General features: G+C 65.8%; 23 protein-coding genes and 1 tRNA gene. 15 read left to right on the top strand and 9 right to left on the bottom strand.

Annotated elements, in window-relative coordinates:
* Nucleotides 1-8 precede the first annotated feature (8 nt).
* Nucleotides 9-827 carry an alpha/beta hydrolase gene (locus AB0F41_RS11520; protein WP_357422716.1) on the top strand — a complete coding sequence of 273 codons (819 nt, stop codon included), beginning with the start codon at nt 9-11 and terminating at the stop codon, nt 825-827.
* Nucleotides 828-849: 22 nt separating this feature from the next.
* Here the strand turns inward: AB0F41_RS11520 and AB0F41_RS11515 are convergent, their stop codons facing one another.
* Nucleotides 850-1,725, bottom strand: coding sequence for an alpha/beta hydrolase (locus tag AB0F41_RS11515; RefSeq protein WP_357422788.1), 876 nt, complete (start codon nt 1,723-1,725; stop codon nt 850-852).
* Nucleotides 1,726-1,814: 89 nt separating this feature from the next.
* Between AB0F41_RS11515 and AB0F41_RS11510 the strand changes: the two genes are divergently transcribed.
* A complete protein-coding gene (locus AB0F41_RS11510) occupies nt 1,815-2,420 on the top strand; it encodes a CGNR zinc finger domain-containing protein (RefSeq protein ID WP_357422715.1) in 606 nt (201 codons plus the stop codon).
* A gap of 69 nt (nt 2,421-2,489) precedes the next feature.
* On the opposite strand, the gene AB0F41_RS11505 is transcribed toward AB0F41_RS11510, so the two are convergent.
* Both AB0F41_RS11505 and AB0F41_RS11500 read right to left on the bottom strand, forming a co-directional pair.
* A complete protein-coding gene (locus tag AB0F41_RS11505; RefSeq protein ID WP_357422714.1) occupies nt 2,490-3,098 on the bottom strand; it encodes a hypothetical protein in 609 nt (202 codons plus the stop codon).
* 21 nt (nt 3,099-3,119) lie between these two features.
* Nucleotides 3,120-4,628 carry an MDR family MFS transporter gene (locus AB0F41_RS11500; protein ID WP_357422713.1) on the bottom strand — a complete coding sequence of 503 codons (1,509 nt, stop codon included), beginning with the start codon at nt 4,626-4,628 and terminating at the stop codon, nt 3,120-3,122.
* Nucleotides 4,629-4,744: 116 nt separating this feature from the next.
* Here AB0F41_RS11500 and AB0F41_RS11495 point away from each other — a divergent pair, with 116 nt between their 5' ends.
* The 4 genes from AB0F41_RS11495 (at nt 4,745) to AB0F41_RS11480 (ending at nt 9,071) form a co-directional block, all read left to right on the top strand.
* Nucleotides 4,745-5,482 (top strand): TetR/AcrR family transcriptional regulator, encoded by a 738-nt coding sequence (locus AB0F41_RS11495; protein ID WP_357422712.1) that lies wholly within the window; start codon nt 4,745-4,747, stop codon nt 5,480-5,482.
* Nucleotides 5,479-5,883, top strand: coding sequence for a hypothetical protein (locus AB0F41_RS11490; protein WP_357422711.1), 405 nt, complete (start codon nt 5,479-5,481; stop codon nt 5,881-5,883). The genes AB0F41_RS11495 and AB0F41_RS11490 overlap by 4 nt, the downstream gene beginning before the upstream one ends.
* A 733-nt stretch (nt 5,884-6,616) precedes the next feature.
* Nucleotides 6,617-7,525: an EamA family transporter gene (locus AB0F41_RS11485; RefSeq protein ID WP_357422710.1), complete on the top strand. Its 909-nt coding sequence runs from the start codon at nt 6,617-6,619 to the stop codon at nt 7,523-7,525.
* Nucleotides 7,526-7,703: 178 nt separating this feature from the next.
* Complete coding sequence (locus tag AB0F41_RS11480; RefSeq protein WP_357422709.1) at nt 7,704-9,071, top strand: TIGR01777 family oxidoreductase; 1,368 nt, start codon at nt 7,704-7,706, stop codon at nt 9,069-9,071.
* Nucleotides 9,072-9,100: 29 nt separating this feature from the next.
* Here the strand turns inward: AB0F41_RS11480 and AB0F41_RS11475 are convergent, their stop codons facing one another.
* Nucleotides 9,101-9,757, bottom strand: coding sequence for a fasciclin domain-containing protein (locus AB0F41_RS11475; RefSeq protein ID WP_357422708.1), 657 nt, complete (start codon nt 9,755-9,757; stop codon nt 9,101-9,103).
* A gap of 503 nt (nt 9,758-10,260) precedes the next feature.
* Here AB0F41_RS11475 and AB0F41_RS11470 point away from each other — a divergent pair.
* The 4 genes from AB0F41_RS11470 (at nt 10,261) to AB0F41_RS11455 (ending at nt 14,609) form a co-directional block, all read left to right on the top strand.
* Entirely contained in the window at nt 10,261-11,280 is a 1,020-nt protein-coding gene (locus AB0F41_RS11470) for a polyprenyl synthetase family protein (protein WP_357422787.1), read from the top strand.
* A 55-nt stretch (nt 11,281-11,335) separates the two neighbouring features.
* On the top strand, nt 11,336-12,865 hold the full coding sequence (crtI, locus tag AB0F41_RS11465; RefSeq protein ID WP_357422707.1) for a phytoene desaturase family protein: 1,530 nt from the start codon (nt 11,336-11,338) through the stop codon (nt 12,863-12,865).
* The gene (locus AB0F41_RS11460) at nt 12,862-13,821 is read left to right on the top strand and encodes a phytoene/squalene synthase family protein (RefSeq protein WP_357422706.1); all 960 of its coding nucleotides are present in this window, start codon (nt 12,862-12,864) and stop codon (nt 13,819-13,821) included. The genes crtI and AB0F41_RS11460 overlap by 4 nt, the downstream gene beginning before the upstream one ends.
* 611 nt (nt 13,822-14,432) lie before the next feature.
* On the top strand, nt 14,433-14,609 hold the full coding sequence (locus tag AB0F41_RS11455) for a hypothetical protein (protein ID WP_357422705.1): 177 nt from the start codon (nt 14,433-14,435) through the stop codon (nt 14,607-14,609).
* A 161-nt stretch (nt 14,610-14,770) separates the two neighbouring features.
* Here AB0F41_RS11455 and AB0F41_RS11450 read toward each other — a convergent pair whose 3' ends face one another.
* Together AB0F41_RS11450 and AB0F41_RS11445 are read right to left on the bottom strand one after the other, a co-directional pair.
* A complete protein-coding gene (locus tag AB0F41_RS11450) occupies nt 14,771-15,631 on the bottom strand; it encodes an alpha/beta hydrolase (RefSeq protein ID WP_357422704.1) in 861 nt (286 codons plus the stop codon).
* Nucleotides 15,632-15,937: 306 nt separating this feature from the next.
* Entirely contained in the window at nt 15,938-16,771 is an 834-nt protein-coding gene (locus AB0F41_RS11445; protein ID WP_357422703.1) for an alpha/beta hydrolase, read from the bottom strand.
* 235 nt (nt 16,772-17,006) lie between these two features.
* Here AB0F41_RS11445 and AB0F41_RS11440 point away from each other — a divergent pair, with 235 nt between their 5' ends.
* Complete coding sequence (locus AB0F41_RS11440) at nt 17,007-17,582, top strand: TetR/AcrR family transcriptional regulator (RefSeq protein WP_357422702.1); 576 nt, start codon at nt 17,007-17,009, stop codon at nt 17,580-17,582.
* A 141-nt stretch (nt 17,583-17,723) separates the two neighbouring features.
* Nucleotides 17,724-18,722 carry an NADP-dependent oxidoreductase gene (locus AB0F41_RS11435; RefSeq protein WP_357422701.1) on the top strand — a complete coding sequence of 333 codons (999 nt, stop codon included), beginning with the start codon at nt 17,724-17,726 and terminating at the stop codon, nt 18,720-18,722.
* Nucleotides 18,723-19,734: 1,012 nt separating this feature from the next.
* Here AB0F41_RS11435 and AB0F41_RS11430 read toward each other — a convergent pair.
* Together AB0F41_RS11430 and AB0F41_RS11425 are read right to left on the bottom strand one after the other, a co-directional pair.
* A tRNA-Arg gene (locus AB0F41_RS11430) sits at nt 19,735-19,807 on the bottom strand.
* Nucleotides 19,808-19,885: 78 nt separating this feature from the next.
* Complete coding sequence (locus AB0F41_RS11425; protein ID WP_357422700.1) at nt 19,886-21,346, bottom strand: NAD(P)/FAD-dependent oxidoreductase; 1,461 nt, start codon at nt 21,344-21,346, stop codon at nt 19,886-19,888.
* Nucleotides 21,347-21,903: 557 nt separating this feature from the next.
* Between AB0F41_RS11425 and AB0F41_RS11420 the strand changes: the two genes are divergently transcribed.
* Nucleotides 21,904-23,541, top strand: a complete 1,638-nt coding sequence (locus AB0F41_RS11420) for a long-chain fatty acid--CoA ligase (protein ID WP_357422699.1) — start codon at nt 21,904-21,906, stop codon at nt 23,539-23,541.
* A gap of 53 nt (nt 23,542-23,594) precedes the next feature.
* Here AB0F41_RS11420 and AB0F41_RS11415 read toward each other — a convergent pair whose 3' ends face one another.
* The gene (locus AB0F41_RS11415; protein ID WP_357422698.1) at nt 23,595-23,987 is read right to left on the bottom strand and encodes an SCO5389 family protein; all 393 of its coding nucleotides are present in this window, start codon (nt 23,985-23,987) and stop codon (nt 23,595-23,597) included.
* Between the two features lie 539 nt (nt 23,988-24,526).
* Between AB0F41_RS11415 and AB0F41_RS11410 the strand changes: the two genes are divergently transcribed.
* Both AB0F41_RS11410 and AB0F41_RS11405 read left to right on the top strand, forming a co-directional pair.
* A complete protein-coding gene (locus tag AB0F41_RS11410) occupies nt 24,527-25,351 on the top strand; it encodes a M23 family metallopeptidase (protein ID WP_357422697.1) in 825 nt (274 codons plus the stop codon).
* Between the two features lie 74 nt (nt 25,352-25,425).
* Nucleotides 25,426-26,409, top strand: coding sequence for a LuxR C-terminal-related transcriptional regulator (locus AB0F41_RS11405; protein WP_357422696.1), 984 nt, complete (start codon nt 25,426-25,428; stop codon nt 26,407-26,409).
* Nucleotides 26,410-26,446: the final 37 nt, after the last annotated feature.

The following is a 26,446-nucleotide window of genomic DNA, read 5'->3' as shown; positions in this document are numbered from 1 at the left end:
CTGTCGGTATGAGCGAATCGATCCCCGGCCGGACACGTATCGACACGACAGTCCGCGGGTTGCACGTTGTCATCGACGGGGACCCGGCAGCACCGCCCTTGTTGCTCATCCACGGTTCAGGCGCAACCGGTTCGACGTGGGAACCGGTGCTGCCGTCGCTCGCCACCACGTATCGGGTGATCACGATCGACCTGCCGGGCTGCGGCCGATCCGAGCCGGAGTCCACGTACGCCGTTCCCCAGCAGGCGGACCGGACAGCGGCAGTGTTGGACGAGCTCGGGTTCCGGAATCTGAAGGTGGTCGGTCACTCGAGCGGGGGATATGTCGCTTCCGCCCTCGTGGAGCGTCGCCCGGACCTGGTCGGCGAGCTGGTCCTGGTCGGTACCGGGCCGAGCCTCGCCGCGCTATTGCCCGAGCCGGCCCTCATCAAGGCGCTCGCCGCACCGCCCTTCGGTCCACTCGTGTGGGCGATTCGTACCGACTCGATGATCCGCCGTGGACTGGCAGCGACCGCGGCGGCGCCGATCACGGTGTCCGACAAAGCTGTAGCCGACTTACGGAGGACGACCTACCGCACCTTCCGCGCGATTCTCTCCGCCAACATGGACTACATCGCCGCGAGTACTGTGCCCGAGCGCCTCATCTCCGCCGGGAAGCCTCTCCTCGTGATCTTCGGGGACTCCGACCCTCGATGGGATCCGGCCGCCGCGCACCAGTACGAGGCGGTGCCGGGCGCCGAGCTCCGATACCTTCGCGGAGTCGGGCATATGGCGATGCTCGAGGACCGCGATGCCCTCCTCCGCGCGATACTCGACTACACCCTCTAGAAAGGGGTGCAAGCGAGCGGCCTTACGGGGCTGAATCCGATAACCGGTCCAGGAATGCGGCGATGAGTGGGGCGATCTCGCCCAGATGGGTTTCCAGGGCGAAGTGGCCGGTGTCGAACAGGTGTAGTTCGGCGTCGGGGAGGTCGGCCAGGTAGGCGTGGGCGCCGGGCGCGGGGAAGAAGGGATCGTTGGCGCCCCAGGCGATCAACGTCGGCGGGGTGTGCTCGCGCAGCCAGCCTTGCCAGGCCGGGTAGCGTGCGATGTTGGATTTGTAGTCGAAGGCCAGCGCCACCTGCGCCTGCTTGCGGCCGGGCAGATCCAGGTAATGCTGGTCCAGCAGCCATGATTCGGGGGACAGCACGGCAGTGTCGACGACGCCGGTTTCGTATTGGCTGCGGGTGCCCGCGAGCGTCAGTAGCTCGCGGATCGCTTCTTCGGCGCCGGGCCGCTCGGGGCGCAGCGCGGTGAACTCCCGCGCCCCATCGGAAAGCCCCGCTTCGTAGGCGTTTCCGTTCTGCACGACAAGCCCTGTGATCCGTTCGGGGTGGCGTTCGGCGAGGCGGAAGCCGACCGGAGCGCCGAAGTCGAAGACATACATGGCGAAGCGGGTCAGTCCCAGTCGTTGCACGAAGCCCTCGGTGATATCGGCCAGGCGGTCGAAGGTGTATTCGAAATCAGCCGGCGCGGTGGTATTCCCGAAGCCCGGATAGTCCGGCGCGATCAGCCTGTAGCGGTCGCCCAGCACCTCGATGAGCCGCCGGAACTGATGAGAGGCCGACGGGAAGCCGTGCAGCAACAACAGTGTCGGAGTATCGGTGCGGCCGGGCACGGACTCCCGGTAGAAGACCTCCACGCCGTCGACATCGATACGGCGGTGGTGGATCAGCGGCAGGCCCATGGCGTTCACATGCTTTCTTTCGGGAATTATGCATTAGATCTAACCTATCGCTAACTAATGCGTCAAGGTCGCCATGTAGCATTAGTGACATGAGCGAGGCGTCCTTCCTGATCGGTGAGCCGTTGACGTTGGATCTGATCAACACCCATCCGGCCGACGCCGACCTGCTGACCACGCCCGACCAGCTGGCCGATTGGCTGCGGCAGGAGGCCGATCGGCTACCCGAACCCCCGCCCGGGCAGCCGAGCGCGGAAGATTTGAAACAGGTGCGGCAGGTCCGCGAGCACATCGCCGCGGTCGTCGCGGCGTTGCTGCACGGCCGTCGGCCACCGTCGGCCGCATTGCGCGGATTGGAGAATGCGCAATCCGCCGCCCCCGCCGTCCGGCAGCTGCAATGGGACGGCACCGCGCTCACCACCACCGTGCGCCGCACGGGTCCCGCCGGTGCCCGGCTGGCCGCTGCCCTCGCCGAATCCGCCGTCGAGCTACTGGGAAGCCCGGCTATCGCCCGCCTGAAACAGTGCGAGGCCGATGACTGCGTCCTGCTGTTCCTGCCCGCTCATCCTCGCCGTCGCTGGTGCTCACCACAACGCTGCGGCAACCGGATACGGGTGGCACGCTATTACGGTCGCCACAGCACCGCCCAGCGCACCGAGGACGGCAGTATCACATCAACGGCCGCCACGAAAAGGTGAGCGGAAGAACTAAGTTCGGAAACCGGACGGTACACGCCGAGCGGGGCCGCGCCGCCGCGGCTCACCCGCCTAACGCCATCGGGCTGCATGGATTCGGCACCTGGCGCCCGGACCGTGGACCAGCCCGGGAAAGTTCTGAATCTTCTGCCACCGGTCTCCTTCGAACGGTGTGTCCACAAAGGCGACGTGGTCGGCGACGTCGGCCCAAGCGGAGCAGTTCAAGACGCTCGCGTCGCGGACATGCAGGAACTGCCCGAGTAGTCCAGGAATAGGCAGCTGACGCGACGTCAGGGCCGCACTCATCAGGTCGGTCCACTGACGGCCGTCTTCGGAGGACCGGAAATCGAAGGTGCTCACCACTACGCAGCCGATCGGCCGGACGTCGTCGAAAACGAGGCTGTGCCGCAGCCTGTAGGTATCGGCTCCGGGCGGCCATGAAACGCCCTGTGGCGATTCGGCTTCGGCAGTACTCCACTGCCGGTAGGCGATCACTGAATCATCGCGGATGTTCGCCAGGCACATCAGCGAAAGCAGCCCGTCCGGTCGGTCGCGCCATGACGTCATCACCTGCTGCGCGGTCGTGGTGATCTGTTCCGGGCTGTCCACGTGATGACGATCGATGGTCACCATCACGTCGGAGCGCGCCAGATCCTGGAGTGAGTATTTCGTCTGGTTCACGACTTCTCCTTCGGCCTTGTATCAGTGCTGTTGGGTGAGTGGCGTCTCACGGAGGAATGCGGCGAGGCAGACGATGACCGCGGAACAGAGGCCCGCGACGAGAAAGATATCGGCGACTCCCGTGGCGACGGCCGCGCGTGTTGCTTCCTGCATCTGCCCGGGCAGGACTGCGCCATCGTTGTGCGCGGCCGCTTCGCCGAACGACGCTCCAGTTGATCGCGCCTCGCCGAGGGGCCGGGTCAGCTGCCAGGTGTATACCGCGCCGAGCAGTGAAACCCCCAGTGAATTGCCCAGGTTCCTGGCGAGCGTGGCTGTCGCGCTCGCTGCGCCGATATCTCTGACCGCCACGCTGTTCTGGGCGATCACCACGGTCAGCTGCATGAAACACCCCATGCCGACACCCACGGCGATCATCCCGGTGACAACGAGGAGTTGGGAGGTGTCCACGCCGATCCCGGCAAGCAGCATCGCGCCCGCCGTCATCACCACGCCCCCGCCGATCGGGTAGGAACGGAATCTCCCGGTTCGTGACACCAGGACACCGACCAGCGGTGCGGTTACCAGCATCCCGCCCAGCAGTGGTAGGAGCAGTAGGCCGCTGCTGGTAGCCGACGCTCCCTGGACGACTTGCTGATACAACGGCAGAAACGTCACCGCACCGAACATCACCACGCCGCTGAGGAAGCCGAGTAGCGCGGCGAGACTGTAGTTTCGGCTCCTGAAGAAGGTGAGTGGCACTACCGGTTCGGCCGCGCGTCGCTCCCAGGTGAAGAAGACGGCGCCGGAGAGACATACGGCGACTGCCGAGGCGATCACCACCGAGGAAACCCCGTCACGGACGGCTGTCGTCAGCACGGTGAGTGCGATGATCCCGACCGCGAGCACCAGCATGCCGACCACGTCGACATGTCGGCGATCCGGTGATCGTGGTGGCAGTTTCAGTTGTGTCACCAGCAGGGCCAGCGCTACTGCGCCCAGCGGTAGATTCAGGTAAAAGGCCCAACGCCATCCGATTCGGTCGGCGCACAGGCCACCGATCACCGGCCCGGCGAGGATGGCCAACGGCATGATCGTCGCCATCAGGCCCTGATACTTCGCCCGCTGCCGGGGTGCTACCAACTCGCCGACGATCGCGATGCCGCCGACCAGCAGGCCACCCGCGCCGAGCCCCTGTACGGCACGGAATGCGATCAGCTGGGCCAGGGTTTGCGCGGCGCCGCACAACGCCGATCCGGCGAGGAACAGCGAGAATGACGCCAGGAAGAGCTTTTTTCGGTCGAACAGATCCCCCAGCTTTCCCCAGATCGGTGTCGTTACGGCCGTGGCCACCGCGAACGCCGTCACCACCAGCGAAAGATCGGCGAAACCGCCGAGCTCCTGCGCGATGGCCGGAAGTGTGGTGGCGACGATGGTGAAGTCGAGGTTCGCCACCAAGAACGCGATGACGAGGCCGCTCAACGCCGCATAGATCCCGCGCCGTGACGACGGTTCCTGTGCGGTAGGGGGCTCTGCACGCGGTTCGACAGACATGTCCAACTCCGATGTACGATGTATTCCTGTTCGTACAATGTATCTCGAGGGATACGTTGTACGAAACAATGTTAGGATCGGCCGGGCATCAACCGAGAGGGCAGTCCGTGGCAGGTGTGAGTGACAAATCCGCGAGCAAGCACATCAGTGGCGGCACCGTCTGGGAACGGCTCGGCGAGCAGCCGGCGGCCTCGCCGCGTGTGCCCCTGAGCCATGATCGGATCGCGCTGACAGCAATCGAGCTCGCCGACAGTGCGGGCTTGGCGGGAGTGTCCATGCGTCAGCTGGCCGAACAGCTCGGAGTGCCGACGATGGCCCCCTACCGCTATATCTCGAGCAAGGACGACCTGTTCGAGCTGATGATCGATATGGTGCACGCCGACCTCGCGCTGCCGTCACCATCGACGGGATGGGAAGAGGTGCTGCGCGCCTACGCAAGGCAGGTCCGCGAGGTCACCCTTTGCCATCCCTGGCTGGTTCAGATATATGCCCGGTTACCAGGAGTCCTGACTCCGCGTATGGCCGACATCGCAGAGCAGGCACTCGCGGCGATGAAGACCCTGAGCGTCGACGTCGATACGAAGATGGCAATCCTCACGACGGTCACAGCTTTCACTCATGGCGCGGCCGCGGCCGAGGTGGCGCAGCGGCAGTTGATGGACCGGCGTGGCTGGGACTCCGATGACGATGTTCGCAGCGCATATCACCCGTATATGGCCGAGCTCACCAGCTCCGGACGCTATCCGGCGCTGTCGGACTATCTGGTCAACGGATCCAACGACGATGGCGCGGCATGGCAATTCGAATTCGGGTTGACCTGCGTGCTCGATGGAATCGAATCCAACCTGTCATGACAACGACATCCCCTCGCCAGACGGCGGGAATCATCGCGGACGCCTGCTTCAAGGTGTTGCTCGCGGTCGTTTACACCGTCGGCGCCGCACAACTCGGTCATCGGCTCGGCGTTGCAGTCTGGCTGATGGTTGCCTGCGCCGCTGCCCTGCTGATCTGTGGCGGAATCGAGATCGGGTACGTGCGCAGCCGTCCGGTGCGCACCTATACGCGACTCATGGTTGCCTACGACACCGGTTGGGTGCTGGCGACAATCGCCGGCCTGCTTCTCGCATGGCAGGGCAGCAATGCCGCCGGTGAAGTCTGGATCGGATACCAGGCGGTAGGTTCCGTTGCGCTTGCCGCACTGCTGGTGGTCGCGCGCCCTCCCGGTTCGGCGTTCGGCGGTACCGCGAGTCCATGACCTCCGAGGTCATCGCCTGACCGCATCGCCTCGATCAGGGTCGACACCGGTAGTGATGGGACAGCGATCGGAGCGATGAACACCGGCGGTCGATCACGGTGTGTGCTCGTCGAGCCAGAGGCCGGCGCGCCCTGCACTGCTGAGGTGGCAGCCAACACGTGTCGCATCGGGCAGTGAGTCGCATATCTGTACGGGGGGTGCGGCACGTTTGTGCATGCGCTACAACGGGCGCGCAAAGATATGGTCTCTCGGTACGTTTCATACCGAATTTTCCACACTTAGTATCGTGTATCCCTGCAGTGAGAAAAGGTGATCGGGATCATGCGTTGTTTCGCTGAGGTCGGTGGCGGCAAGTGTGGTCGCAGCACATTACTGTCTCGCATTTCGTTCGGGGATCTCGTCAGTCGCGGAATCATTTTCTGCCGCTCGAGATTCGGCATGAGAGGCAGCATGTTGATTCTCGGATGATCCTGCGCGGTAACGCTATCTACTTACCTGGTATGTCGCTGGACGCCGCGAATCCGGCGCACTATCTTGCGGCGGCTGTGCGCAGACGCGTATGAAGCAGGCGTGAATTCGGTGGCGGCGCTGTGCCGTCGAAGTCTTTCTCAGGCACATGAAAATTCATGCGCGTCTCCGATCGCGCAATCAGTCGGATACTCCACGTGCGTTCGGATTCTCTCGTGTACTACTGCACTCGGATCGCCGACCTGGCCGGAGTATGCCCCTTGCAATGGAGCACTACATGATCATTCGTCGGTCTCAGGGCCCCGCCACGCGCCCCGCGCCGCGATACAACCTGCCGCGCAGCGGTGTGCCCGACTCACTACTGGTAATCGCGGCGATGATCGCCATGCACCTCGGCTCTGTAATGGCAAAGCAGCTTTTTTCGGTCGCATCGCCCGCGACAGTCGCAGGCTTCCGAATCGTGCTGGCCGGTGCCCTCGCGATGCTGCTATGGCGCCCGGCGCTGCAGGTGGAGAGCAAGGCGCTGGTCCCGATCGCCGGACTCGGTGTGGCGTTGACAGGCATGAACCTGTGCTTCTACGCGGCGCTGGAACGCATTTCGCTGGGCATGGCGGTGACCATCGACTGCCTTGGTCCGCTCGCGCTGGCCCTGATCGCATCCCGGCGCTGGCTGGACGCGCTATGGGTAGCACTCGCGGGCGGGGGAGTCCTGATGCTCGTCGACAGCGAGGGACCGGTGTCGTGGAGCGGCGTGCTGTTTGCCGCCGCGTCCGGGGCGGGCTGGGCCGCCTACATCGTATGCAGCGCTGCGGTCGGCAGGCACACCGCGGGCAACGACGGGCTCGCCTTGGCAATGGGTTTCAGTGCGCTCCTCGCGCTCCCCGTGGTACTCGACAATGATGCCGCGTTGCTGGCGAATCCGATCTTCCTCGCAGGAGCCGCAGTCCTCGCGATGCTGTCGTCGCTGGTGCCGCATGCGATCGAGTTGGAGGCACTTCGCCGGATCACGCCCGCGGTGTTCGGTGTGATGATGAGTTTGGAGCCCGCCATAGCCGCGGCCATCGGACTATTGCTGCTGGGCGAGGAAATGCGGGCTGCCCAGTGGTTGGGTATCGGCCTGGTGGTTGTGGCAAGCGCCGGAGCTGCCCGCGGTCTCGCCGCTGCCAAGGAATGAATCGGGAGTCGGGGCCACGGTGCAAACCCCAGGTGCGAGGGGCCGGAAAGATCTCGGACAGCGAGGGTTTTCTTTCCGCTGCGCCGCGGACGCAAAATCTCCACCGCCTGCATCCGGGCGAGGCCCTGCTTGCGTGTGGCGTGACCGGACGGCCGTGTCTCATGCGTAGGGTCGGAGAATGAGCATCGAGTGTTCGGCTGTCGTCGCGGCGCCTCGCTCCGAGGTGTTCGAGTGGTTCGCCCGTCCGGGGGCATTCGCGCGGCTCGCACCGCCGTGGCAGCCGGTGTCGTTGCTCGACGAAGCCGATTCGCTCGCCGACGGGCGCGCGGTGCTCGGGTTGCCGGCGCGGCTGCGCTGGGTGGCACAGCACGAGGCCGGCGAATACGACCCGCCGCAGCGGTTTGTCGACCGGATCACCACCGACGGTCTGGCTTCTGCGCCGGTTGCTGCTGTGCTGTCGTGGCGGCATACCCATGAGTTCGAGGAGGTGGACCCGGCGCACACCCGGATCGTGGACCGAGTGCGGACGTGGGTGCCTGCCGCGATGCTGCGCCCGATGTTCACCTATCGGTACCGGCAACTCGAAGCAGATCTGGCCGCACATGCGCGCGCGGCCGATCACGGGCTCGGCGCGATCACCGTCGCGGTGACAGGTGCCTCCGGCCTGGTCGGGTCGGCGTTGACTGCCTTTCTCACTTCGGGTGGGCATACGGTGATCCGCTTGGTGCGTCGCGAGCCACATGAGCCCGGGGAGCGGCGCTGGGATCCCGCCGATCCCGCCGCTGATCTGCTCGACGGCGTGGACGCGGTCATCCACCTGGCAGGGGTGCCGATCGCCGGCCGGTTCACCGACGAGCACAAGAAGGCGGTCGCCGAGAGCCGGATCACGCCGACACGCAAATTGGCCGAGCTCAGCGCGCGAGCCGGCGTAGCGGTGTTTGTCAGTGCCTCGGCCATCGGCTACTACGGATACGACCGTGGCGATGAAACCCTCACAGAGCAGGCATCGCGCGGTACCGGTTTTCTCGCCGATGTGGTCGCCGACTGGGAGGATGCGGCCGCAGCCGCTGCTTGCGCCACCACTCGCGCGGTGTCGGTCCGCACCGGGATCGTGCAATCGCCGCGAGGCGGGACACTACGGTTGCTGCGTCCACTGTTCGGCGCCGGACTCGGTGGCCGCATCGGTTCCGGGCGCCAGTGGATGTCCTGGATCGGGATCGACGATCTCGTCGATATCTACCACCGCACACTGTGGGACGTTCGGTTACAGGGCCCGATCAACGCGGTGACACCGCATCCGGTGCGCAACACCGAGTACACGGACACGTTGGGGCGCGTCATGGGTCGCCCCACGGTCCTCGTCGTGCCGAAATTCGGTCCCGCTGTGCTGCTCGGTCGTTCGGGTGCCCGCGAACTCGCCACCGCCAGTCAACGAGTGGTGCCGGATCGGCTCGGCGCGGCCGGCCACGAATTCCGCGACCCCGATCTGGATTCGGCGCTGCGCCATGTCCTCGGCCGAACCGCTGAATCCGCGGCCGACGGCTGATCGATGCACGGGGCCGCCGAGGCGGTGCGCTAGCCGGTGGGCGGCGTCAGGACGCCGTCGATCAGGTAGACGGTGGCATTCGCGGTTTCGACACCGCCGCAGAGCACTGTCGCTTCGTTGACGGTGATCTGGTCGCCGGTTCCTGTCACTGTGACCTCAGAGCCCTCGACTGTCTGGTGTGTGCCGGCCACCGCTTCGGCGGACATGCGTCCCGGTACGACGTGGTAGGTGAGAATGCTGGTCAGCATGTCCGAGTCCGTTTTCAGCGTTTCGAGCGTAGCGGGATCGAGCGCGGCGAAAGCGTCGTCCACCGGTGCGAAAACGGTGAACTCGCCGCTGTTGAGCGTGTCGACGAGATTCACCTGCGGGTTGAGCTGACCGGATACCGCGGAGGTGAGTGTGGTCAACAGCGGATTGTTCGAGGCTGCCGTCGCCACGGGTTCCTGCGCCATCGAATCGATCGAGCCGGGCCCACTCGGCACCTGCTCGGCGTAATCTGCGCACCCGGCGCCGACCAGCCCGGCCATGGCACTGTCCGCCGGCGCCGACATCGTGGCCGAGGACGTGGTCATTGCGGGTGAGGACTCGGCATTGCCCGATTCGTCGGTGTCGGTACACGCCGATCCGGCGATAGCCATCGCCGACAGTATCGCGATCAGCGCCGCGGAGTGCTTTCGGATCATCATGTCGTGCCTTCCTGTCGAGAGCGGAGCCCGTACGGGCCGACGGCTCATGGTCTGGTGGGTGTGCGGGAACGCGGCCAGAACTCGCGACTGCCTTCCGTGATGGATCTCGAAACGAATTTTTTCGTGATGCATCGAGTCTGCATCATTTAGCGCGTAGTGTGAACACTCACAGGCGGATATTCAGGAGGCCCGACAACACTCCAGGAGTGGGGCACGGCCATGGGCAAGCTCGGACAACGGAGGAGATCGTGGCCCCAATCGGATCGGACGGCGGCAGTGGAACCGGCTCCCGCCGGAACCTGATCACCGAGATCGGCCGGCCGGCGCGGACCGGTGAGCAGCTCCCCGGCCTGATAGTGAACGATGCATAAACGATGCAATTTCCGCGGAAAAGTGCCACAATCGGTGTGGTGAACGCACAACAGGCGACGCCCCTGTTCCACACGTCGGACCGTGACGGTTCCGCATGGTTCGGGTCGTGGACTGCGCAAGTTCGGGCCGCGGTGCGCACCCACGTCGAGGACTTCGTACGCGCGCGGTGCGCGGAAGAGTTGCAAGCGAACGGGTTCGAATATCCGAGCCGGGTATTGCTCGATTTCGTCTCGGGTGGCAAGTCTGTGCGACCGACGTTTGTGTACCTCGGCTGGTTGTGCGGTGCCGGCGAATCGGAGGCTGCACTCCGAGCCGCGGCCAGTATCGAATTGCTGCACGGGTTCGCCTTGCTGCAGGACGATGTGATGGACGAATCCGGTACCCGCCGGGGACGCCCGGCCGCGCATGTGCGGCTTGCCCGCTGGCACGAAGAGCAGGGGTTGTCCGGATCGCCGGCGCGTTTCGGTGAATCCGCGGCGGTGCTGCTGGGTGATCTGTGCCTGGTGTGGTCTGAACGCATGCTGCGCGAAAGTGAGGTCGAGGCAGCGGCGCTCGGCCGGGTGTGGCCGCGCTACGACGCGATGCGCGCCGAACTGGCGGTGGGGCAGCTCGCCGATCTGGTCAACGATGCCGCGCGGGTGCCGACGCTGGAACAGGTTCTCGATATCGCGCGGCGCAAGTCCGGTAACTACACGGTGCGCAGGCCGCTGGAGCTGGGCGCCGCGATGGCGGGCTGCCCGGAACCGGTCATGGGAGTGCTGGGTGAATACGGTGTGCTGGTCGGCGAGGCATTCCAGCTGCGCGACGATCTGCTCGGTATCTTCGGTGAGCCGTCGCTCACCGGTAAACCCGCGAACGCGGATCTGCGGGAACGTAAAGCCACCACGGTCGTCGCGCTGGCCGAACGCTTGGCCGGGCCGTCCGGGCGAGCCCGGCTACACGACCTCTGGCGGCGCGACACCTTCGATGACAGTGCGGTGCAGACAGCCCGGGAGTTGATCGTGGACAGCGGTGCGCCCCAACGCGCCGAGCAGATGATCGCCGACCGCGTCGAGGACGCGCGGACGCTCCTCGCGGACAGTGTTCTCGACCCGGCGGCGACCGCCGCTCTGCAGCAGATGGCACTGCTGTGCACCCGACGTAGCACCTGAATCCGCAACATCACGCGACACAGCCAGACGGCCGGAACAAAGAGAAAGAAGGACCATGCGGACCGTAACCGGGAGCACCGACCGTGTCGTCGTGGTGGGCGCGGGACTTGCCGGGCTCGCCACCGCACTGCACCTGGCCGGACGCGGGCGCGCGGTCACGGTCGTGGAACGCGAGCCCGTGCCGGGCGGGCGAGCGGGGCGGCTCGATATCGGTGGATATCGCCTCGACACCGGCCCGTCGGTGCTCACCATGCCCGACATCGTCGCCGATACCCTCGCGGCGGTAGGCGAGGACATCGGAGCCCGGCTCGATCTGCAACCCGTGGTACCGGCCTACCGGGCCTGCTTCGCCGACGGCAGCGCACTGGACGTGCACAGCGACCGCGACGCGATGGAACACTCCATCGCCGAATTCGCCGGACCGGGTGAGGTGGCCGGCTATCGAAGACTGCGGCAATGGCTGACCGAGCTGTATCGCATCGAGTTCGACCGGTTCATCGCCGCCAACTTCGACTCACCGCTGTCGCTGGTGACCCCAGCGCTGGCCCGGCTCGTCGCTTTGGGGGGCTTCCGCCGTCTGGATCGGGTCATCGCCGAGTTCTTGACCGATGCGCGGTTGCGCCGAGTATTCACTTTCCAATCTCTGTACGCGGGTGTGTCGCCGCAGCGGGCCTTGGCTTTGTATGCGGTGATCGCTTATATGGACACCGTCGGCGGCGTGTACTTCCCGCGCGGGGGGATGCGCGCCCTGCCCACCGCGCTGGCAGCAGCCGCCACGGACGCCGGCGTGCTGTTCCACTACGGCGAAGCGGTGACCGAACTGGAACGGCGCGGCAACCGCATCAGCGCTGTACACACCGATAAACAGCGGCGGATCACCTGTGATGCGGTGGTGTTGGCCACCGAACTGCACACGTCCTACGAGTTGCTGCGCCGATCACCGCGGCGGCCGGTGCGGGCGCAGCCCGCGCCGTCGGCGGTCGTCGCGCATATCGGTGTGCCCGCCGGTGCGCCGACCGCACATCACACACTGCTTTTCGGTGCCGCCTGGGAGCAGACGTTCGACGAACTGATCAACCAGGGCGTGCCGATGAGCGATCCCTCGCTGCTGGTCACCCGTCCCACTGCTACCGATCCGGCCCTCGCCCCGCCCGGTCACGACCTGTTCTCGGTGCTGGCCCCCGCCCCCAATCTCGACCGTGGCGCACACCTGGATTGGCAGCGCCGAGCTCCTGGATACGGCGCGAACCTGGCCGCGATCGTCGAACAGAGGCTGTTGCCGGGATTCGCCGAGCACGCCGATATCGTCCATCTGGACAGCCCCGACGACTGGGCACAACGGGGCATGCCGGCGGGTACACCGTTCTCGCTGGCGCACACCTTCACCCAAACCGGACCGTTCCGGCCGGCGAACCTGCCGCGCGGCGTATCGAATGCGGTGCTCGCCGGCTGCGGCACAGTGCCCGGCGTCGGAGTGCCGACCGCCCTGCTGTCGGGCCGGCTCGCTGCCGACCGCATCACCGGCGCCGCCGCCGGCCGCAACAACCCGGCACCGACCGCGAACACCAGCGGGGTACGGCCATGATTCGCGCCGAACTCGACGCCGCCGGCATCGGTGACCCGCGACTGCGTGACGCTTACCGGCAATGCCGCGACCTCAACGCCACTCATGGGCGCACGTTCTTCCTCGCCACCCGGCTGCTCGCACCGGCACAACGTCCGCCGATCCACGCCCTGTACGGATTCGCCCGGTGGGCCGACGATATCGTCGATCTCCCCAACGGGCAGACCCTCACTCCGGTAGAGCGTTTGGAAGCATTGGCGCAGCGCCTGTTCGACGGTATCGACAACAGTGCCGGGGCAGACCCGATCGTGGCCGCGGTGAGTGACACCGTCGCACGTTTCGATATCGACCGCGCTTTGTTCCAGGATTTCCTGGCCTCGATGCGGATGGATCTGACGGTGACCGACTACCCGGACCGGGCCGCGTTGGATCGCTATATGCGCGGATCCGCCGAAGTGATCGGCCTGCAGGTGCTCCCGGTGCTCGGCACCGTCGGCCCCACCGAGAACGCGGAACCCTCTGCGGCCGCGCTCGGCAAGGCATTCCAGCTCACCAACTTCCTGCGCGATATCGCCGAAGATCTCGACCGCGGCCGGGTCTACCTTCCGGCCGACGAATTGGCCGCCTTCGGCGTGGACCGCGACCGGCTGCAGTGGTGCCGTGACCATCTATGCACCGACACCCGGGTGCGCTCGGCGCTGGCGGCCCAGCACGCGATCACCCGCCACTGGTACCGGGCCGCTCGCACCGGAATCGAGCTGTTGCACCCGGTGTCACGGCCCTGCGTCACAACGGCGGCAATGCTGTACGCAGAGATTCTGGACCGGATCGAGGCAACAGAATTCGCGGTGTTCTCCCAGCGCGCGACCGTCGGCCGCGCCCGCCGCGCCGGTGTCGCAGCACCCGCACTGGCCCGCGCGTTGTGGGCCCGCCGCGGTGGTGCCGCCGGCGCACTCACTACGGAGATGCCGTCGTGACCGGGCAATCCGGAGAGCGCGTGGTACTGCTGGACGCCAGCGGCGGGCACGCTGGATCGATTCCCGGTCCGACAATTTGCCGTGCGTCCGCACGGATCGGTAGTGCCGATGAGCGTGTCGGTGACAGAACCGATTCGCGGCCGAATGGGTCTGAACCGCGTACCTGGAGTGGCCGTTGGCGCTGATTTGGGTCGGCCGCAACCCCGAAACCGGCTGCAGAACCGCCGCCGGCCCCGAAATTACGGCGACGCGCATAACGGCAATATGCAGGCAACCACCACAGTTACCCCTGTTTCTGGTGCCCTCGGCAGGACACACAAAACATGGGCAACTGGAAAACGCCTGGTCATAGCTTGTAGTTACCCAGTCAAAGTACAGGTATGTACCTGCGTTGTCGCTCGCCGTTTGCCATGGGCGGGCGCGGGTGGGGTGGACGGGCCCCCGGTCGGCAATCCAGCCCCATCAATCACGCAAACCGTCACAGATCTATGGTTTTCCGGCATCACCGTGACCACGAGTTACTGACGGAACCTCGCTCCCGCGATGCTGGTCTCCGCGGTCGGGTTCGTCTTCGGCGTGATGGGCGCTGACCCCAGGCGGCGGTGTATCACGTGGACAGCGACAAGGCGGGCATCGCCTCCGCCCTGCTGTACTCGGCCGAGCAAATCGGCGTCGCACTTGGCATTGCGATCATGGCCGGCGTTGCCGCCACCGGCACCGCCCAATCCACACGCACCTATTCCGGAGCCGCGCTCATCGACGGGTACAGCGCCGCCCTTCTGGTGTAGTTCGCCATCCACTTCTCGAGCGAGCAAGCCGCGTTGAAGTGCCTGTATCTCGTGACCCGGTCCCTGGATCACCGGCGGTGGTAAGAGACCGTGGGCGATGCGGTGGAAACCCGCACTGAACGCATTCGCGATCATCGTCGAAGGCCGGATCACTCGGTGGGTCAGGGGGCGAGGAATTTCGCGGCGATCGGGGCGAACTTCTGCCAGTACTGGAAGATGCCGCCGTGCCCCGAGTTCGGGTAGATGATCAACTCGCTGTTCTTGATCCGCTGGTGCAGGTCCTCGGACAGGACGGATGGGACCATGCGGTCGTTGTCGCCGTTGACGATCAGTGTGGGCTGGGTGATGACGGACAGGTCGGAAGACGTGGAGCGTCCGTACTTCGCGATCGCCTTCAGCTGGGTCCGGAACGCGGAGAGCTTGATGTTCTTGTCCCGGTCCGTGGTGCGTTCCTCGAGCCGCTTCACGAATGCCTTGCCGGCCCTCTTGCCTTCGGCGTCGCGGTTGAAGAAGAGGAACTCTTTCGGGTCGGAGAAGGTCACGGCAGCGCGGAGCATATCCCAATAGGTGGTGGCGATGACTTTGTCGATGTCCTTCCCGCCGCGGGGTCCGGTGCCGGTGAGGACGAGCTTGCGGACCAGATCGGGGTGCTCGAGGACCAGGTCTTGGGCGATCATGCCTCCCATGGAGAAGGAGAAGATGTCGATCTTGTCGTACCCGAGGCCCTTCGTGATGAAGGTGTAGGCGTCGTCGGCCGCCTTTTCGAGGGTGTCGGGGACGCGGCCGCTGGATGCGCCGACACCGAGCTGGTCGAAGGTGATGACCCGGCGGTTCTTCGCGATGGCGTCCACGATGCGCGGGTCCCAGTTGTCGAGGGTGCCGGCGAGGTGCACGAAGAAGATCACCGGGATCTCCGCTACGGGGCCGAGCTCGCGGTAGGCGAACGTGTCGCCTCCCGCGATGAGGGTCTTCGCGGGTGCGTTCGCGTATGCGGTGATGACGGGCTCGTCGGCGGTGCTCATAACGCTTTTCTCCTCCTGGGATCGGGTTGAATGCAGTTGACGACTTGGCGGTGGGTTCGGTGGTCGGCGCACATCGACGTGTTGTCGGTGCGGGATGTGTTGCCTTCGAGCTGATAGAGAGAAACTTCGCGCGCCGGGCCTCGGCTCTGGTCCAGTACGGACGTCGATCAGGGCGGGGCGGGTCGAGAGCCTCGCAACCGATGTCAGCTTCGGAACATCGGGAACTAGGCACTCCAACCATCCTGTTCCGTAGATGGGTTGCTTCGTTGGAGGCCAGGCTGATGTCTTTTCCTGATGGCCGGATGGTTAGTCGGCGAGGAATTGCAACGCGTCGGGTACGAAATTCCGGTGGTGCTGGAAGATGCCGCCGTGCCCGGAGTCCGGGTAGATCTCGAGTTGTGCGTTGGGTAGTCGGCGCGCCATATCGGCGGAGTGGCTGCTGGCGACCATGAGGTCGTTGTCGCCGTTGGCTACCAGGACGGGATGGGTGATGACGGACAGGTCGTCGGGTCGGGAGCGGCCGGCGTGCCGGATGGCCTTGATCTGGGCGATGGCTGCCTGGATCGAGATCCGCTTGTCGCGGTTGTCGGTCCGTTCTTTGAGGCGGCGCAGGTAGTCGGCCGCGGCCTGTTTTCCTTCGGGGTTGCGGGGGAAGAACAGGAAATTGCGGGGGTCGCTGAGGGTGAGCAACGCTTTGAGGTAGGCGCCGGCGACGATGGAGCCCATCTTGTCGATGCCGCCGCCGCCGCGGGGTCCGGACCCGGCCACGATCAGGCGGCGGACCAGTTCGGGGGCTTGCAGGACCACCATCTGGGCGACACCGCCACCGAGTGAGAACCCGAGCAGATCAACTTTCTGCAGGCCGAGTGCGCGGATGAACGCGATGGCGTCGGTGCCCATCTGTTCGACGGTGGATGGCACCGATCCACCGGTGGCGCCGACGCCACGGTTGTCGAAGGCGATGACGCGATGGTGTGCGGCAATGCCGTCGATGACGCGGGGGTCCCAGTCGTCGAGGACCGCGGTCAGATGGTGCAGGAACACCACGGGGACCTCGGAGGGTTCGCCGAGTTCGCGGTAGGTGAAGGTGGTGCCGTTGATGTCGATCGTGCGGTTGGGCGCGTCTTTCCAGGTCGCCATGGCGGGCCTTTCTCAGTAGATCCGGTGTATCTGTCCGGCGAGTGCGATCAGGGGGCGATGGCGTGGCTCTAGTGCGGTCAGGATTCACATAATCGTGCTGGTCGCGGGTTCAGGGCACCTGTCCGCACAGCAAGCCCGCACCACTTAGCTTATGTTCATAATATTATGACCGTAAGCCAATCTGGTAGGCTTGACAAGTACGAGATTTTCGACAGTGATCAGGAACCCAGTAGCCATGCCGAGATATGACGCGCAACACAAAGCCGAAACCCGGCGCCGGATCGTCGATACTGCCAGTGCACGCTTCAAGCAGACTGGCATCGACGCATCAGGCATCGCGACACTGATGTCGGACGCGGGCCTGACCAACGGCGCGTTCTACGCACACTTCGCCTCGAAGAGCGACCTGGTGGCCAACGTGATGGCCGATCAGCTGCGCATCCAGTACGAGACCCTGAGCGCGCTACCGCCCGGACTCGCAGCAATCGACGAGTTCGTGCGCGAGTACCTTTCGCCATACCATCGTGACCATCCCGAATCGGGCTGCCCCAACGCCGCCCTGCTCGACGAGGTCGGCCGCTGCGACGATGCCGTGCGCCAGGCTTACACCCGCGGCATGCAGGCCATCGTCAACGAGATCGCCGCGCGCTTGTCCCCTGCTGATCCCGCCGGGGCGCGGACCACTGCGCTGGGACTGTTCACCATCCTCGTCACCACACTGCAACTCGCTCGCGCCGTCTCCGACCCGACACTGTCCGACGAGATCCTGGCCGCTGGGATCGGAAATGCCCACAAGCTCCTCGAAACGTAATGCGTACAGGAACTTTCATTCTCCACGCGGCCTCGAACAAGAAGACAAGGTTATGAAGGGTTCGCCGTCGCGCGACACGGAAAACGAGGTACCCGCGACAGTCTCGATGCCGCCGCCCGCCAACAGAAAGGCAGATTTGTCATGAAGGCGTTCGTCGTTCGGAAATACGGCAAAGAAGGCCTGGGCGCCGCAGTGGTACCGGAGCCGACCGTGGGCCCTACCGACGTGCTGGTCAAGGTGAGCGCAGCGGGCATCAACCCATTGGACACAATGGTCCGCAACGGCGAGTTCAAACACCTGCTCGAGTATCGCAAGCCATTCATCCTCGGACACGACGTCGCGGGTGTAGTCATCGAGGTCGGTTCGGCGGTGCAGGGTTTCGCGGTGGGCGACGAGGTCTATTCGCGGCCCCGTGACCTGTGCATCGGTACCTTCGCCGAGTACATCGCGATCGATCAGGCCGATCTGGCACTCAAGCCGGTCTCGTTGAGTTTGCCCGAAGCCGCAGCGGTTCCGCTGGTCGCTCTCGCCGCCCAGCAAGTCCTGCTCGACCGTGCACACCTGCAGCCCGGTCAGAAGGTCCTCATTCACGCCGGTGCCGGAGGCCTGGGATCCACCGTCATCCAACTCGCCAAGCACCTCGGCGCACACGTCGCCACGACCGCCAACGGTCGCGACACCGACCGCCTGCACACGCTCGGCGCCGATATCGTCATCGACTACACCAAGGAAGATTTCTCGCAGATGCTGTCCGGGTACGACTTCGTACTGGACTCGCTCGGCGGGAAGAACCTCGAAAAGTCCATCACCGTACTCAAACCGGGAGGCCTGGCCATCGGAGTCGCGGGCCCACCCGACGCCGGCTTCGCCAAGCAGTTGGGTCTGCCCCGCGTCATGCGGCTGCCACTGGATCTGCTCAGTCACCACATCCGCAACGCCGCGAAAAAGCGGGGCGCGCGGTACGAGTTCTTCTTCATGCAAGCCAACGGAGCGCAACTACGTGACCTTGCCGCCCTCTACGACGCCGGCGTCCTTCAGCCGGTCCTGGACCGAACCTTCCCGTTCGACCGAACCCTCGAAGCCCTGGCGTTCGTCGAACAAGGCAAAGCCCACGGCAAAGTCGTCATCACGATGGACTGAAGAACCTCCCCGCCCTCGCAGAAGTAGCGACTGCGGTAGCCACACCCCGCACGCAGTGGGCCAACTCGGGCCTCTCCGCGAGCGCTGCTCCCGCTCTATCACCAGGAGGCGCCCGTCAGGTTGTCCGGGGCAAGGCGGAGGTGGAATCGATGGTCGCGAGCGTGACCCGCATCCGCATTCCCCGGCGCGCACCCTGCGCTGGTCCGCCGATTCGTCAACACCATCGGGCCCGGCAACAGCCGCCGCGCCTACACCATGGCGGTCGTCGAGACCCTCGACCGGCTCGACGGCTGCGCACCCGACGCTGCCCGGCCCCAGCCGGGCCGTGGACTCGGTCTCCGACGACGAGATCGGCGCAGCCCTCGAAACACCGTGGGGCCCAGCGGCGGCAATACCTGGAACGCGCGTCGTGCCGCGGCACCCGTCGACGTCATCCGAGGTCACCGACGTCGTGTGAGGCGGCATTCTTCTCGTCCGGCATCGCAACAGCGACGATGCGGCAGGCCGGGACAGGCGCCGAGCCGAATGCGAGGAACGCCTGGCAGCGGCCGACGGACCTCGGGTCGATCCCATTATCCGGCCTATTCGCCGCAGGTGAGGAAGCCGACGCGGCCATGGTCGATCGAGCCGAGCGGAAGCAGGATGTCGTCTCCGTGTCGGCGGCTCGGGTCGCGGCCGCCGGCGGCCAATGAGACGAGCAGGACATCGCCTTTCGCGATCCGGCTGCAACCCACCTCGAGTTCGAATCGTCGGCCGCGAATCGGAATGGCATGTGCAGGATCAGCGGATTGCGGCGCAGATCTCCTTCACCACCGCGTCCCAGGATATTTCGCCGGCCAGCTGACCCTGAATTCCGGTGACTTGCCTGGTCCAGTTGCCCTTGTTTTATGTTTCCCCGAGGATCGAACCAGGGCAACCGTTCGACGTGCACATATACGGTTCTGCTGCTGATTTACCAGCCCGCCGCAGATCGAGAAATCCAGTTGACCTGCGGAAATGCTGTCACAGATTGTGCCCTCGGCAGGATTCGAACCTGCGACACCCGCTTTAGGAGAGCGGTGCTCTATCCCCTGAGCTACGAGGGCCGGCCGAGGGCCAGTGGGCAGGAGTCTACCGGGTCCCCCGCCCGGGGGCCGCATCGTCGTCCGACCGGCCCCGGGTACTCAGGAGGCGAGGGTTGTCTCGTAGTCGGAGGGGTCGAAGGTGCGGGTTTTCCAGCGGTAGAGGACCGTGGCGCCCGGCCAGTTGTTGGTGATGCGGCCGGAGGCGTTGCGGTACCAGCTGGAGCAGAAGTTCCAGGGGGTGTCCTTCAGGCGTTTCTGGAGCCAGGTGTCCCAGCGCTTTTCGGTTTCGGTGTGGGCGGCGACGCCGCGGCCGGGGTTGGCGCGGAGGTAGTCGATGGCCTGGCGGATGTAGCGGGCCTGGGATTCCAGCATGTAGACGATTGAGCCGGACCCGACGTTGGTGTTGGGGCCGTACATCATGAACAGGTTGGGGAATTTGGGGACGGAGACGCCGAGGTAGGCGCGGGCGCCTTCGGCCGCCCAGGTGTCGGCGAGTTTGCGGCCACCCGCGCCGTAGATGTTCATGGGGGCGAGGAATTCGGTGCCCTTGAAACCGGTGCCGTAGATGATGACGTCGACGTCGTGGTGGATACCGTCGGCGGTGCGGACGCCGGTTTCGGTGATCTCGGTGATCGCGTTGGTTTCCACGGTGACGTTGGGCCGGGCGAGGGCGGGGAAGTAGTCGTTGGAGAACAGGGCGCGTTTGCAGCCGGGTGCGTAGTCGGGGGTGAGCTTTTCGCGCAGGATCGGGTCGGGGACCTGGCGGGCGCGGTGGCCGTCGGCGACCTTGACGACGGGCTTCTGGATGCCCTGGAGGTCGGTGAGGGCGAGGGCCATCACCTCGAAGAACATCCACCAGCCGAAGCGTTCGGCCCAGCGAACCGGGGGAACGTATTTGAAGACGGCGTGGTGGCGGGGTTCGTATTCGGCGTCGGCTTTGGGCAGCACCCAGGCGGCGGAACGCTGGAAGAGGGTGAGGTGTTCGGTGAGCGGCTGGATGCGGGGGATGTATTGGATGGCGCTGGCACCGGTGCCGATACAGGCGACTCGTTTGCCGGTGAGATCGACGGAGTGGTCCCATTCGGCGGAGTGGAAGGCGGGGCCGGCGAAGGTGTCGATACCGGGGATGCTCGGCAGCGCGGGGCGGGAGAGCTGGCCGACGGCGGAGATCAGCACGTCGGCGGTGAGGGTGTCGCCGTCGGTGGTGCGGATCTGCCAGGTGGCGGCCTTCTCGTCGTATTCGGCGTCGCTGATCTCGGTGCCGAAGCGGATCTTGCGTTCGAGGTCGTATTTGCCGACGACGCCGCGCATGTAGTCGTGGATATCGGCCTGCTCGGAGAAGCGCCGGGGCCAATCGCTGCGGGGTTCGAACGACCAGGAATAGAGGGGAGAGGGCACGTCGCAGGCGGCGCCGGGGTAGGTGTTCTCCCGCCATACGCCGCCGAAGTCCTGGGCGCGCTCCACGATGGTGAAATCGCTGATACCGGAACGCAGGAGCTCGAGCCCCATGCCGAGCCCACCGAACCCGGCCCCGATGATGATGATCGACGGCGATGTCATGCTCCAAGATTAGGGCGGTGGGGGGCCGGATCGAAGAGAAGCACGGACAGCGAATCGATATTTTCGGCCACGGCGTGCCGGTGCCCGTGCATATGTAAGCGATGACGGATTTAAGTACTACTTTGGTGCGTTATGGGAATAACGTGTGGTCGGAGTGTTCCGCTGAGCGGAATTCGTCCCATCGGTCGGTACACGGATCCGGGCTGTGTCTCGTTTGGATGTCATTCCGTTATCTGACTTGGCAGTGAGCCGAAATCCCGGTTATCACATACGAGTGCTCGGCGGCGATGGCGCAGTGCCGGTGGCCCGCAGGGGGCGTCGCGGGCGCTGCGTCTCATCCCGTGTCCGATATTGCGGGCACCCGGCCTCACTTTCACCCCGCTGACCTGCGCGCTCCCGGAAATCTCCCCGTTTCGTCCTACTCGCGCCATGTGTGGCTACTCCACGGTAGTGTGCGGCTGTGTGATGTGAGTCATGTTCACTTCTATGTCTCACTGGGAAGCGGGCCGGCTCACATCACCACCGTCCGCCACCCAGAGAAGTGAGGGGTTTTCCCGATGTTGAGCACGATGATGGACGACCAGTTGTCGCTGGCGACCCTGCTGCGCTACGCGTCCACGTTCGTCGGTGATTCCACGGTGTCCACCTGGACGGGCGACGGGGTGCGCACGATGACCTATCGCGAAGTCGGCGCCGATTCGGCCCGGCTGGCGAATGCGCTGACCGATCTCGGTATCGGCGGCAGCGACCGGGTCGGCACATTCATGTGGAACAACAACGAGCACCTGGTGGCCTATATCGCCATTCCGGCGATGGGGGCGGTGCTGCACGCGCTCAATATCCGGCTCTCGGCCGAGCAGCTGATCTTCGTGGCCAACCACGCCGAGGATCAGGTGGTACTGGTCGACGGCAGCCTGGTGCCGATGTTCGGCCGGTATCTGCCGCATCTGAAATCCGTCCGGCACGTGATCGTGGTCAACGGAGACGCGGCCGCGGTGGACGCGCCGGCGGGTGTGACCGTGCACGACTACGCCGAGCTGCTCGCGAAGTACCCGGACACCTACGACTTCCCGGTTCTGGACGAACGGACCGCGGCCGCGATGTGCTACACATCCGGCACCACCGGTGATCCGAAGGGCGTCGTCTACTCGCACCGGTCCAACTGGCTGCACGCCATGCAGGCGATCATGCCCTCGGGGATGGGGCTGCGGACCGACGACACTGTGCTGGGGATCGTGCCGATGTTCCACGCCAACGCCTGGGGCCTGCCGTACGCGGCACTGATGACCGGCGCGAATGTGATCATGCCGGACCGCTTCCTGCAGCCGGTGCCACTGCTGGAGATGATGGCCGCCCTGAAACCGACCTTCGCGGCGGCGGTTCCGACCATCTGGGGTGGGGTGCTCGCGGCGCTGGCCGCCGCCCCGCAGGACATCTCGCACCTGCGCGAGGTCGTCGTGGGTGGTTCGGCCGCGCCGCCGTCGATGATGAAGGCGTTCGAGGAGAAGCACGGAGTGAAGGTCGTGCACGCCTGGGGGATGACCGAGACCTCACCACTGGGCAGTCTGGCGCATCCGCCGCAGGGAGTCAGCGGCGAGGACGCCTGGGCCTACCGGGTGACGCAGGGGCGTTTTCCGGTGGGTGTGCAGGCCAGGCTGATCGGTGACGACGGCAGCGTGGTGCCCAATGACGGAAAGTCGCTGGGAGAGCTCGAAGTCCGCGGTCCGTGGATCACCGGCTCGTACTACTCGCCGGACGATGTGGCCGTGGACCCCGGAAAGTTCGACGACGGCTGGCTGCGCACCGGTGACGTGGGCAAGATCAGTGCGGACGGCTACCTGACGCTGGTGGACCGGTCCAAGGACGTGATCAAGTCCGGCGGGGAGTGGATCTCCTCGGTGGATCTGGAGAACGCGGTCATGGGTCATCCGGCGGTCGCCGAGGCCGCGGTGATCGGAATCCCGGACGAGAAATGGGACGAACGCCCGCTGGCGGCCATCGTGGCGGCCGAGGGGGCGACGGTGACTCCGGAGGAACTGCGCGAATTCCTCTCCGCGAAGTTCGCGAAATGGCAGCTGCCGGAGTACTGGACGTTCATCGCGGAGGTGCCCAAGACCAGTGTCGGAAAATTCGACAAGAAGGTGCTGCGGGCGCGGCACGCCGACGGCGAACTGGATGTGACGACCGTGCGCTGACTGCGCGGGCGTTCCCCGGCGCGAAACCTGTTCGCGCCGGGGAACGGACGCAGTCAGCAGTTACGCAGTTCCGGGCTCTGGTTGAGGAGCTGGTTCCGGGGGCTGATGAACCGGTTGTAGGTTTCGCCGCCGACGGCGGCCAGCGGGAACGCGGCCACGCGGTGGCAGTTCTGGAACGCCAGTTTCACGCCGAAATGCCGTTCCAGGCCGCCGCGGATGGCGTCGGAGGCCAGGGCCCGCAGCAGCTGACCGCGGGCGGTCTCGTCCGGCGGTTCGGTCTCGTTGTCGGCGAATTCGGCGGTGCCGGAACCCAGTTCGCCGGCGACGCGGCTGACGACCTCCCATGCGTAGGGCAGAGAGGTGCGGACGCATTCGACGAATTCGGCGTCATCGATCTCGCCGCTCTCGGCGCGTTCCAGTAAAGCGGTGGGGACATCTAGGGACACGGTGACCTCCTGGGTGCACTGGTCAGTGACTGGTGGTGCGGAACTCCGCGGCAGATCTGCCCGGCCGAGTCTAATCGAAATCGGTTGTCAATAGCAGTAAATCGCCGCCGAAAGTTGTTCGAGGGTCGCACCTTTCGGGTTAGCCGGGGTATTGCCCGAGGTGGCGGGCGGTGCGCCGAGGGTGTGTGGAGCCCGCGGAGGGAGTCCGGCGCGCGTCGGGGAGGCGGGGTTGCTGTCTTGTTCCCCGGGCGGCTGCCCGATCTGTTCAGGGGTGTGGAAATATCACGGAATCAGGGCCGATCGTAACCGTTTCACATTGGTTTCCATGGCTGTGACCTGGTCGTTTTTCGAAAAGGTTGCGATATGGTCACGGGGCGGTAGAGTTACCGTCACAACGGATGCCGAAACGTTACGTTCACCGGAGCCGGCGCAATAGCCGAAGCAACTGGATCCGTACACGGCGTTCGAGAACTTGTTGACCGGATAGCGAGGACGGACCTTTGGCGCACCACCGACTGGGCCCCAGTTCTATCACCGTGATGAGCCTGATCGGCGACGAAGTCACCGCCCGCCCGCGCCGTCACCGCGCCGAAGTCACCAAGGGCGAAAAGGTCCGCGCCGCCGCCGGCGCCGCTGTCGCGGCCGGTGCGCTGATCGGCACCGCCTCGCAGCTCGCTCCCGCGCTCGCCTACGCCGCGCCGCTGCTCCCCGGCGGCGGGCACGACGACGCCCTCGAGGCCGAATCGGTGGCCCCGGCGCCCCAGCAGGCCGCGCCGGTCGCCGCAAAGATGGCGGCGCCCGCACCCACCCCTGACCCCGCACCTGTGCAGGCCGCGCCGATCGCGGCCCCGGCCCCGGTGGCCGCGCCGTTCGGTCTGCAGAACCTGCCGCCCGAGGTCGCCGCCCCGCTCGCGCACGCCGAACAGCAGTTGCACCAGCTGCAGCAGCAGTTCGCGCCCGCCCCCGTGGTCCGCCCGGTCGCCGGCGCCGTCAGCTCGCAGTACGGCAGCCGCTGGGGCTCGATGCACTACGGCCTCGATTTCGCCGATACGCTCGGCGCCCCGATCAAATCGATCGCCGACGGCACCGTGATCGAGGCCGGGCCCGCGTCCGGCTTCGGAATGTGGGTCCGGGTGCTGCACGACGACGGCACCACCGGCGTCTACGGCCACGTCAACGATATGTATGTCACCCAGGGGCAGCGGGTGAAGGCCGGCGATGTGATCGCCACGGTCGGCAACCGCGGCAACTCCACCGGCCCGCATCTGCATCTGGAGATCTGGGACCAGGGTGGCAACAAGATCGATCCGATGAACTGGATGCTCTCCAAGGGGGTGCCGCTGGAGTGGGGTCCCTCGCACTGAGCTCGACGAGCTCCCTCGATCGTCCGATACTTGCCACCCCCTCGGGGTTGCAGGCAGAACTGCGAACTCCCGGCGTGACCGAACTGGCCGAAATCTTCGAACCCGACTCGATCCACGGTCGTGTCTACGCGACCCTCGTGCATCGACCCAGGTCGGCGCTCGCGGAGATCGCGCGGCATACCGGTCTGTCCGACACCGAGACCGAAACCGCGCTGGCCGAGCTGTGCGGCCTGCGGGCCGCGGTCCGGCTCACCGATCCCGACGGGACCGCCCGCTGGGACGCGCACGCACCGGAATCGCTGTCCGAGGCCGAGGCCCGGCGGCGCCGCCAGCAGATCAGCACCATGCACGCCGCAGCGGCCAGGCTCAGCGAGACCTTCCGGTCGGTCCGGCGTTCACAGGGCTGGAACGGTGTGGTGGTTCCCGTCTTCGAACGGGCGGAACTGCTCGCCGATTTCGAGGCGCTGCACGCCAACGCGGGCGAATCCGTGAAAATGGTCGACCGCAGCCCGCATCTGAGCGACCCCGAACGCGACAGCCGGATCTCCGAGCTGAAGCAGGCCCGGATGGCCGAAGGCGTCCGGTACCGGATCCTCTACCAGGACACGATCTATCAGGACGCGGACCGGCTGCGGCACACCCTGGCCACCAACGCGCGCGGAGCCCAGGCGCGTACGCTGCCCGATCCGCCGTTCAAACTCATCATCGCCGACGACGAACGCGCCAGCCTCGTCCTGCACACCGACGAACGCCGGCCCGACCCGATGGCCCTGCGGATCAGCGGGTCGCCGTTACTGGACATGCTGACGCGCAGCTTCGACGTGCTGTGGACCCTGTCCGCGCCCATCTCGGTGCGGCCCGCCGCCGACGAACTCGACGAACGCGACCGGGCGATCCTCACCATGATGAGCATGGGCGCGACCGACGATACGATCGCGCGCCGGCTCGGCATGTCGCGTCGCACGGTGGTCCGGCGTACCGCGCGGCTGCTCGAACGGCTCGGAGCGAGCACTCGTTTCCAGGCCGGAGTACAGGCGATCCGTCGCGGCTGGCTGTGACCTGATTCACCGCCGGCGGCCCGGTCTGCAACGCCGG

Source organism: Nocardia sp. NPDC024068, assembly GCF_040638875.1.
In the GTDB taxonomy this organism is placed as follows: domain Bacteria; phylum Actinomycetota; class Actinomycetes; order Mycobacteriales; family Mycobacteriaceae; genus Nocardia.
Note: the sequence above shows the minus strand (reverse complement) of the source record. Positions and strands in the feature narration are given on the sequence as shown.

Bases quoted from the DNA above. Each gene is read 5' to 3' on its own strand.
- AB0F41_RS11520 (WP_357422716.1), top strand. From the start codon at position 9: ATGAGCGAATCGATCCCCGGCCGGACACGTATCGACACGACAGTCCGC.
- AB0F41_RS11435 (WP_357422701.1), top strand. From the start codon at position 17,724: ATGAAGGCGTTCGTCGTTCGGAAATACGGCAAAGAAGGCCTGGGCGCC.
- AB0F41_RS11440 (WP_357422702.1), top strand. From the start codon at position 17,007: ATGCCGAGATATGACGCGCAACACAAAGCCGAAACCCGGCGCCGGATC.
- AB0F41_RS11515 (WP_357422788.1), bottom strand. From the start codon at position 1,725: ATGGGCCTGCCGCTGATCCACCACCGCCGTATCGATGTCGACGGCGTG.
- AB0F41_RS11425 (WP_357422700.1), bottom strand. From the start codon at position 21,346: ATGACATCGCCGTCGATCATCATCATCGGGGCCGGGTTCGGTGGGCTC.
- AB0F41_RS11480 (WP_357422709.1), top strand. From the start codon at position 7,704: ATGAGCATCGAGTGTTCGGCTGTCGTCGCGGCGCCTCGCTCCGAGGTG.
- AB0F41_RS11450 (WP_357422704.1), bottom strand. From the start codon at position 15,631: ATGAGCACCGCCGACGAGCCCGTCATCACCGCATACGCGAACGCACCC.
- AB0F41_RS11510 (WP_357422715.1), top strand. From the start codon at position 1,815: ATGAGCGAGGCGTCCTTCCTGATCGGTGAGCCGTTGACGTTGGATCTG.
- AB0F41_RS11410 (WP_357422697.1), top strand. From the start codon at position 24,527: ATGAGCCTGATCGGCGACGAAGTCACCGCCCGCCCGCGCCGTCACCGC.
- AB0F41_RS11490 (WP_357422711.1), top strand. From the start codon at position 5,479: ATGACAACGACATCCCCTCGCCAGACGGCGGGAATCATCGCGGACGCC.
- crtI (WP_357422707.1), top strand. From the start codon at position 11,336: ATGCGGACCGTAACCGGGAGCACCGACCGTGTCGTCGTGGTGGGCGCG.
- AB0F41_RS11485 (WP_357422710.1), top strand. From the start codon at position 6,617: ATGGAGCACTACATGATCATTCGTCGGTCTCAGGGCCCCGCCACGCGC.
- AB0F41_RS11460 (WP_357422706.1), top strand. From the start codon at position 12,862: ATGATTCGCGCCGAACTCGACGCCGCCGGCATCGGTGACCCGCGACTG.
- AB0F41_RS11475 (WP_357422708.1), bottom strand. From the start codon at position 9,757: ATGATGATCCGAAAGCACTCCGCGGCGCTGATCGCGATACTGTCGGCG.
- AB0F41_RS11445 (WP_357422703.1), bottom strand. From the start codon at position 16,771: ATGGCGACCTGGAAAGACGCGCCCAACCGCACGATCGACATCAACGGC.
- AB0F41_RS11500 (WP_357422713.1), bottom strand. From the start codon at position 4,628: ATGTCTGTCGAACCGCGTGCAGAGCCCCCTACCGCACAGGAACCGTCG.
- AB0F41_RS11420 (WP_357422699.1), top strand. From the start codon at position 21,904: ATGTTGAGCACGATGATGGACGACCAGTTGTCGCTGGCGACCCTGCTG.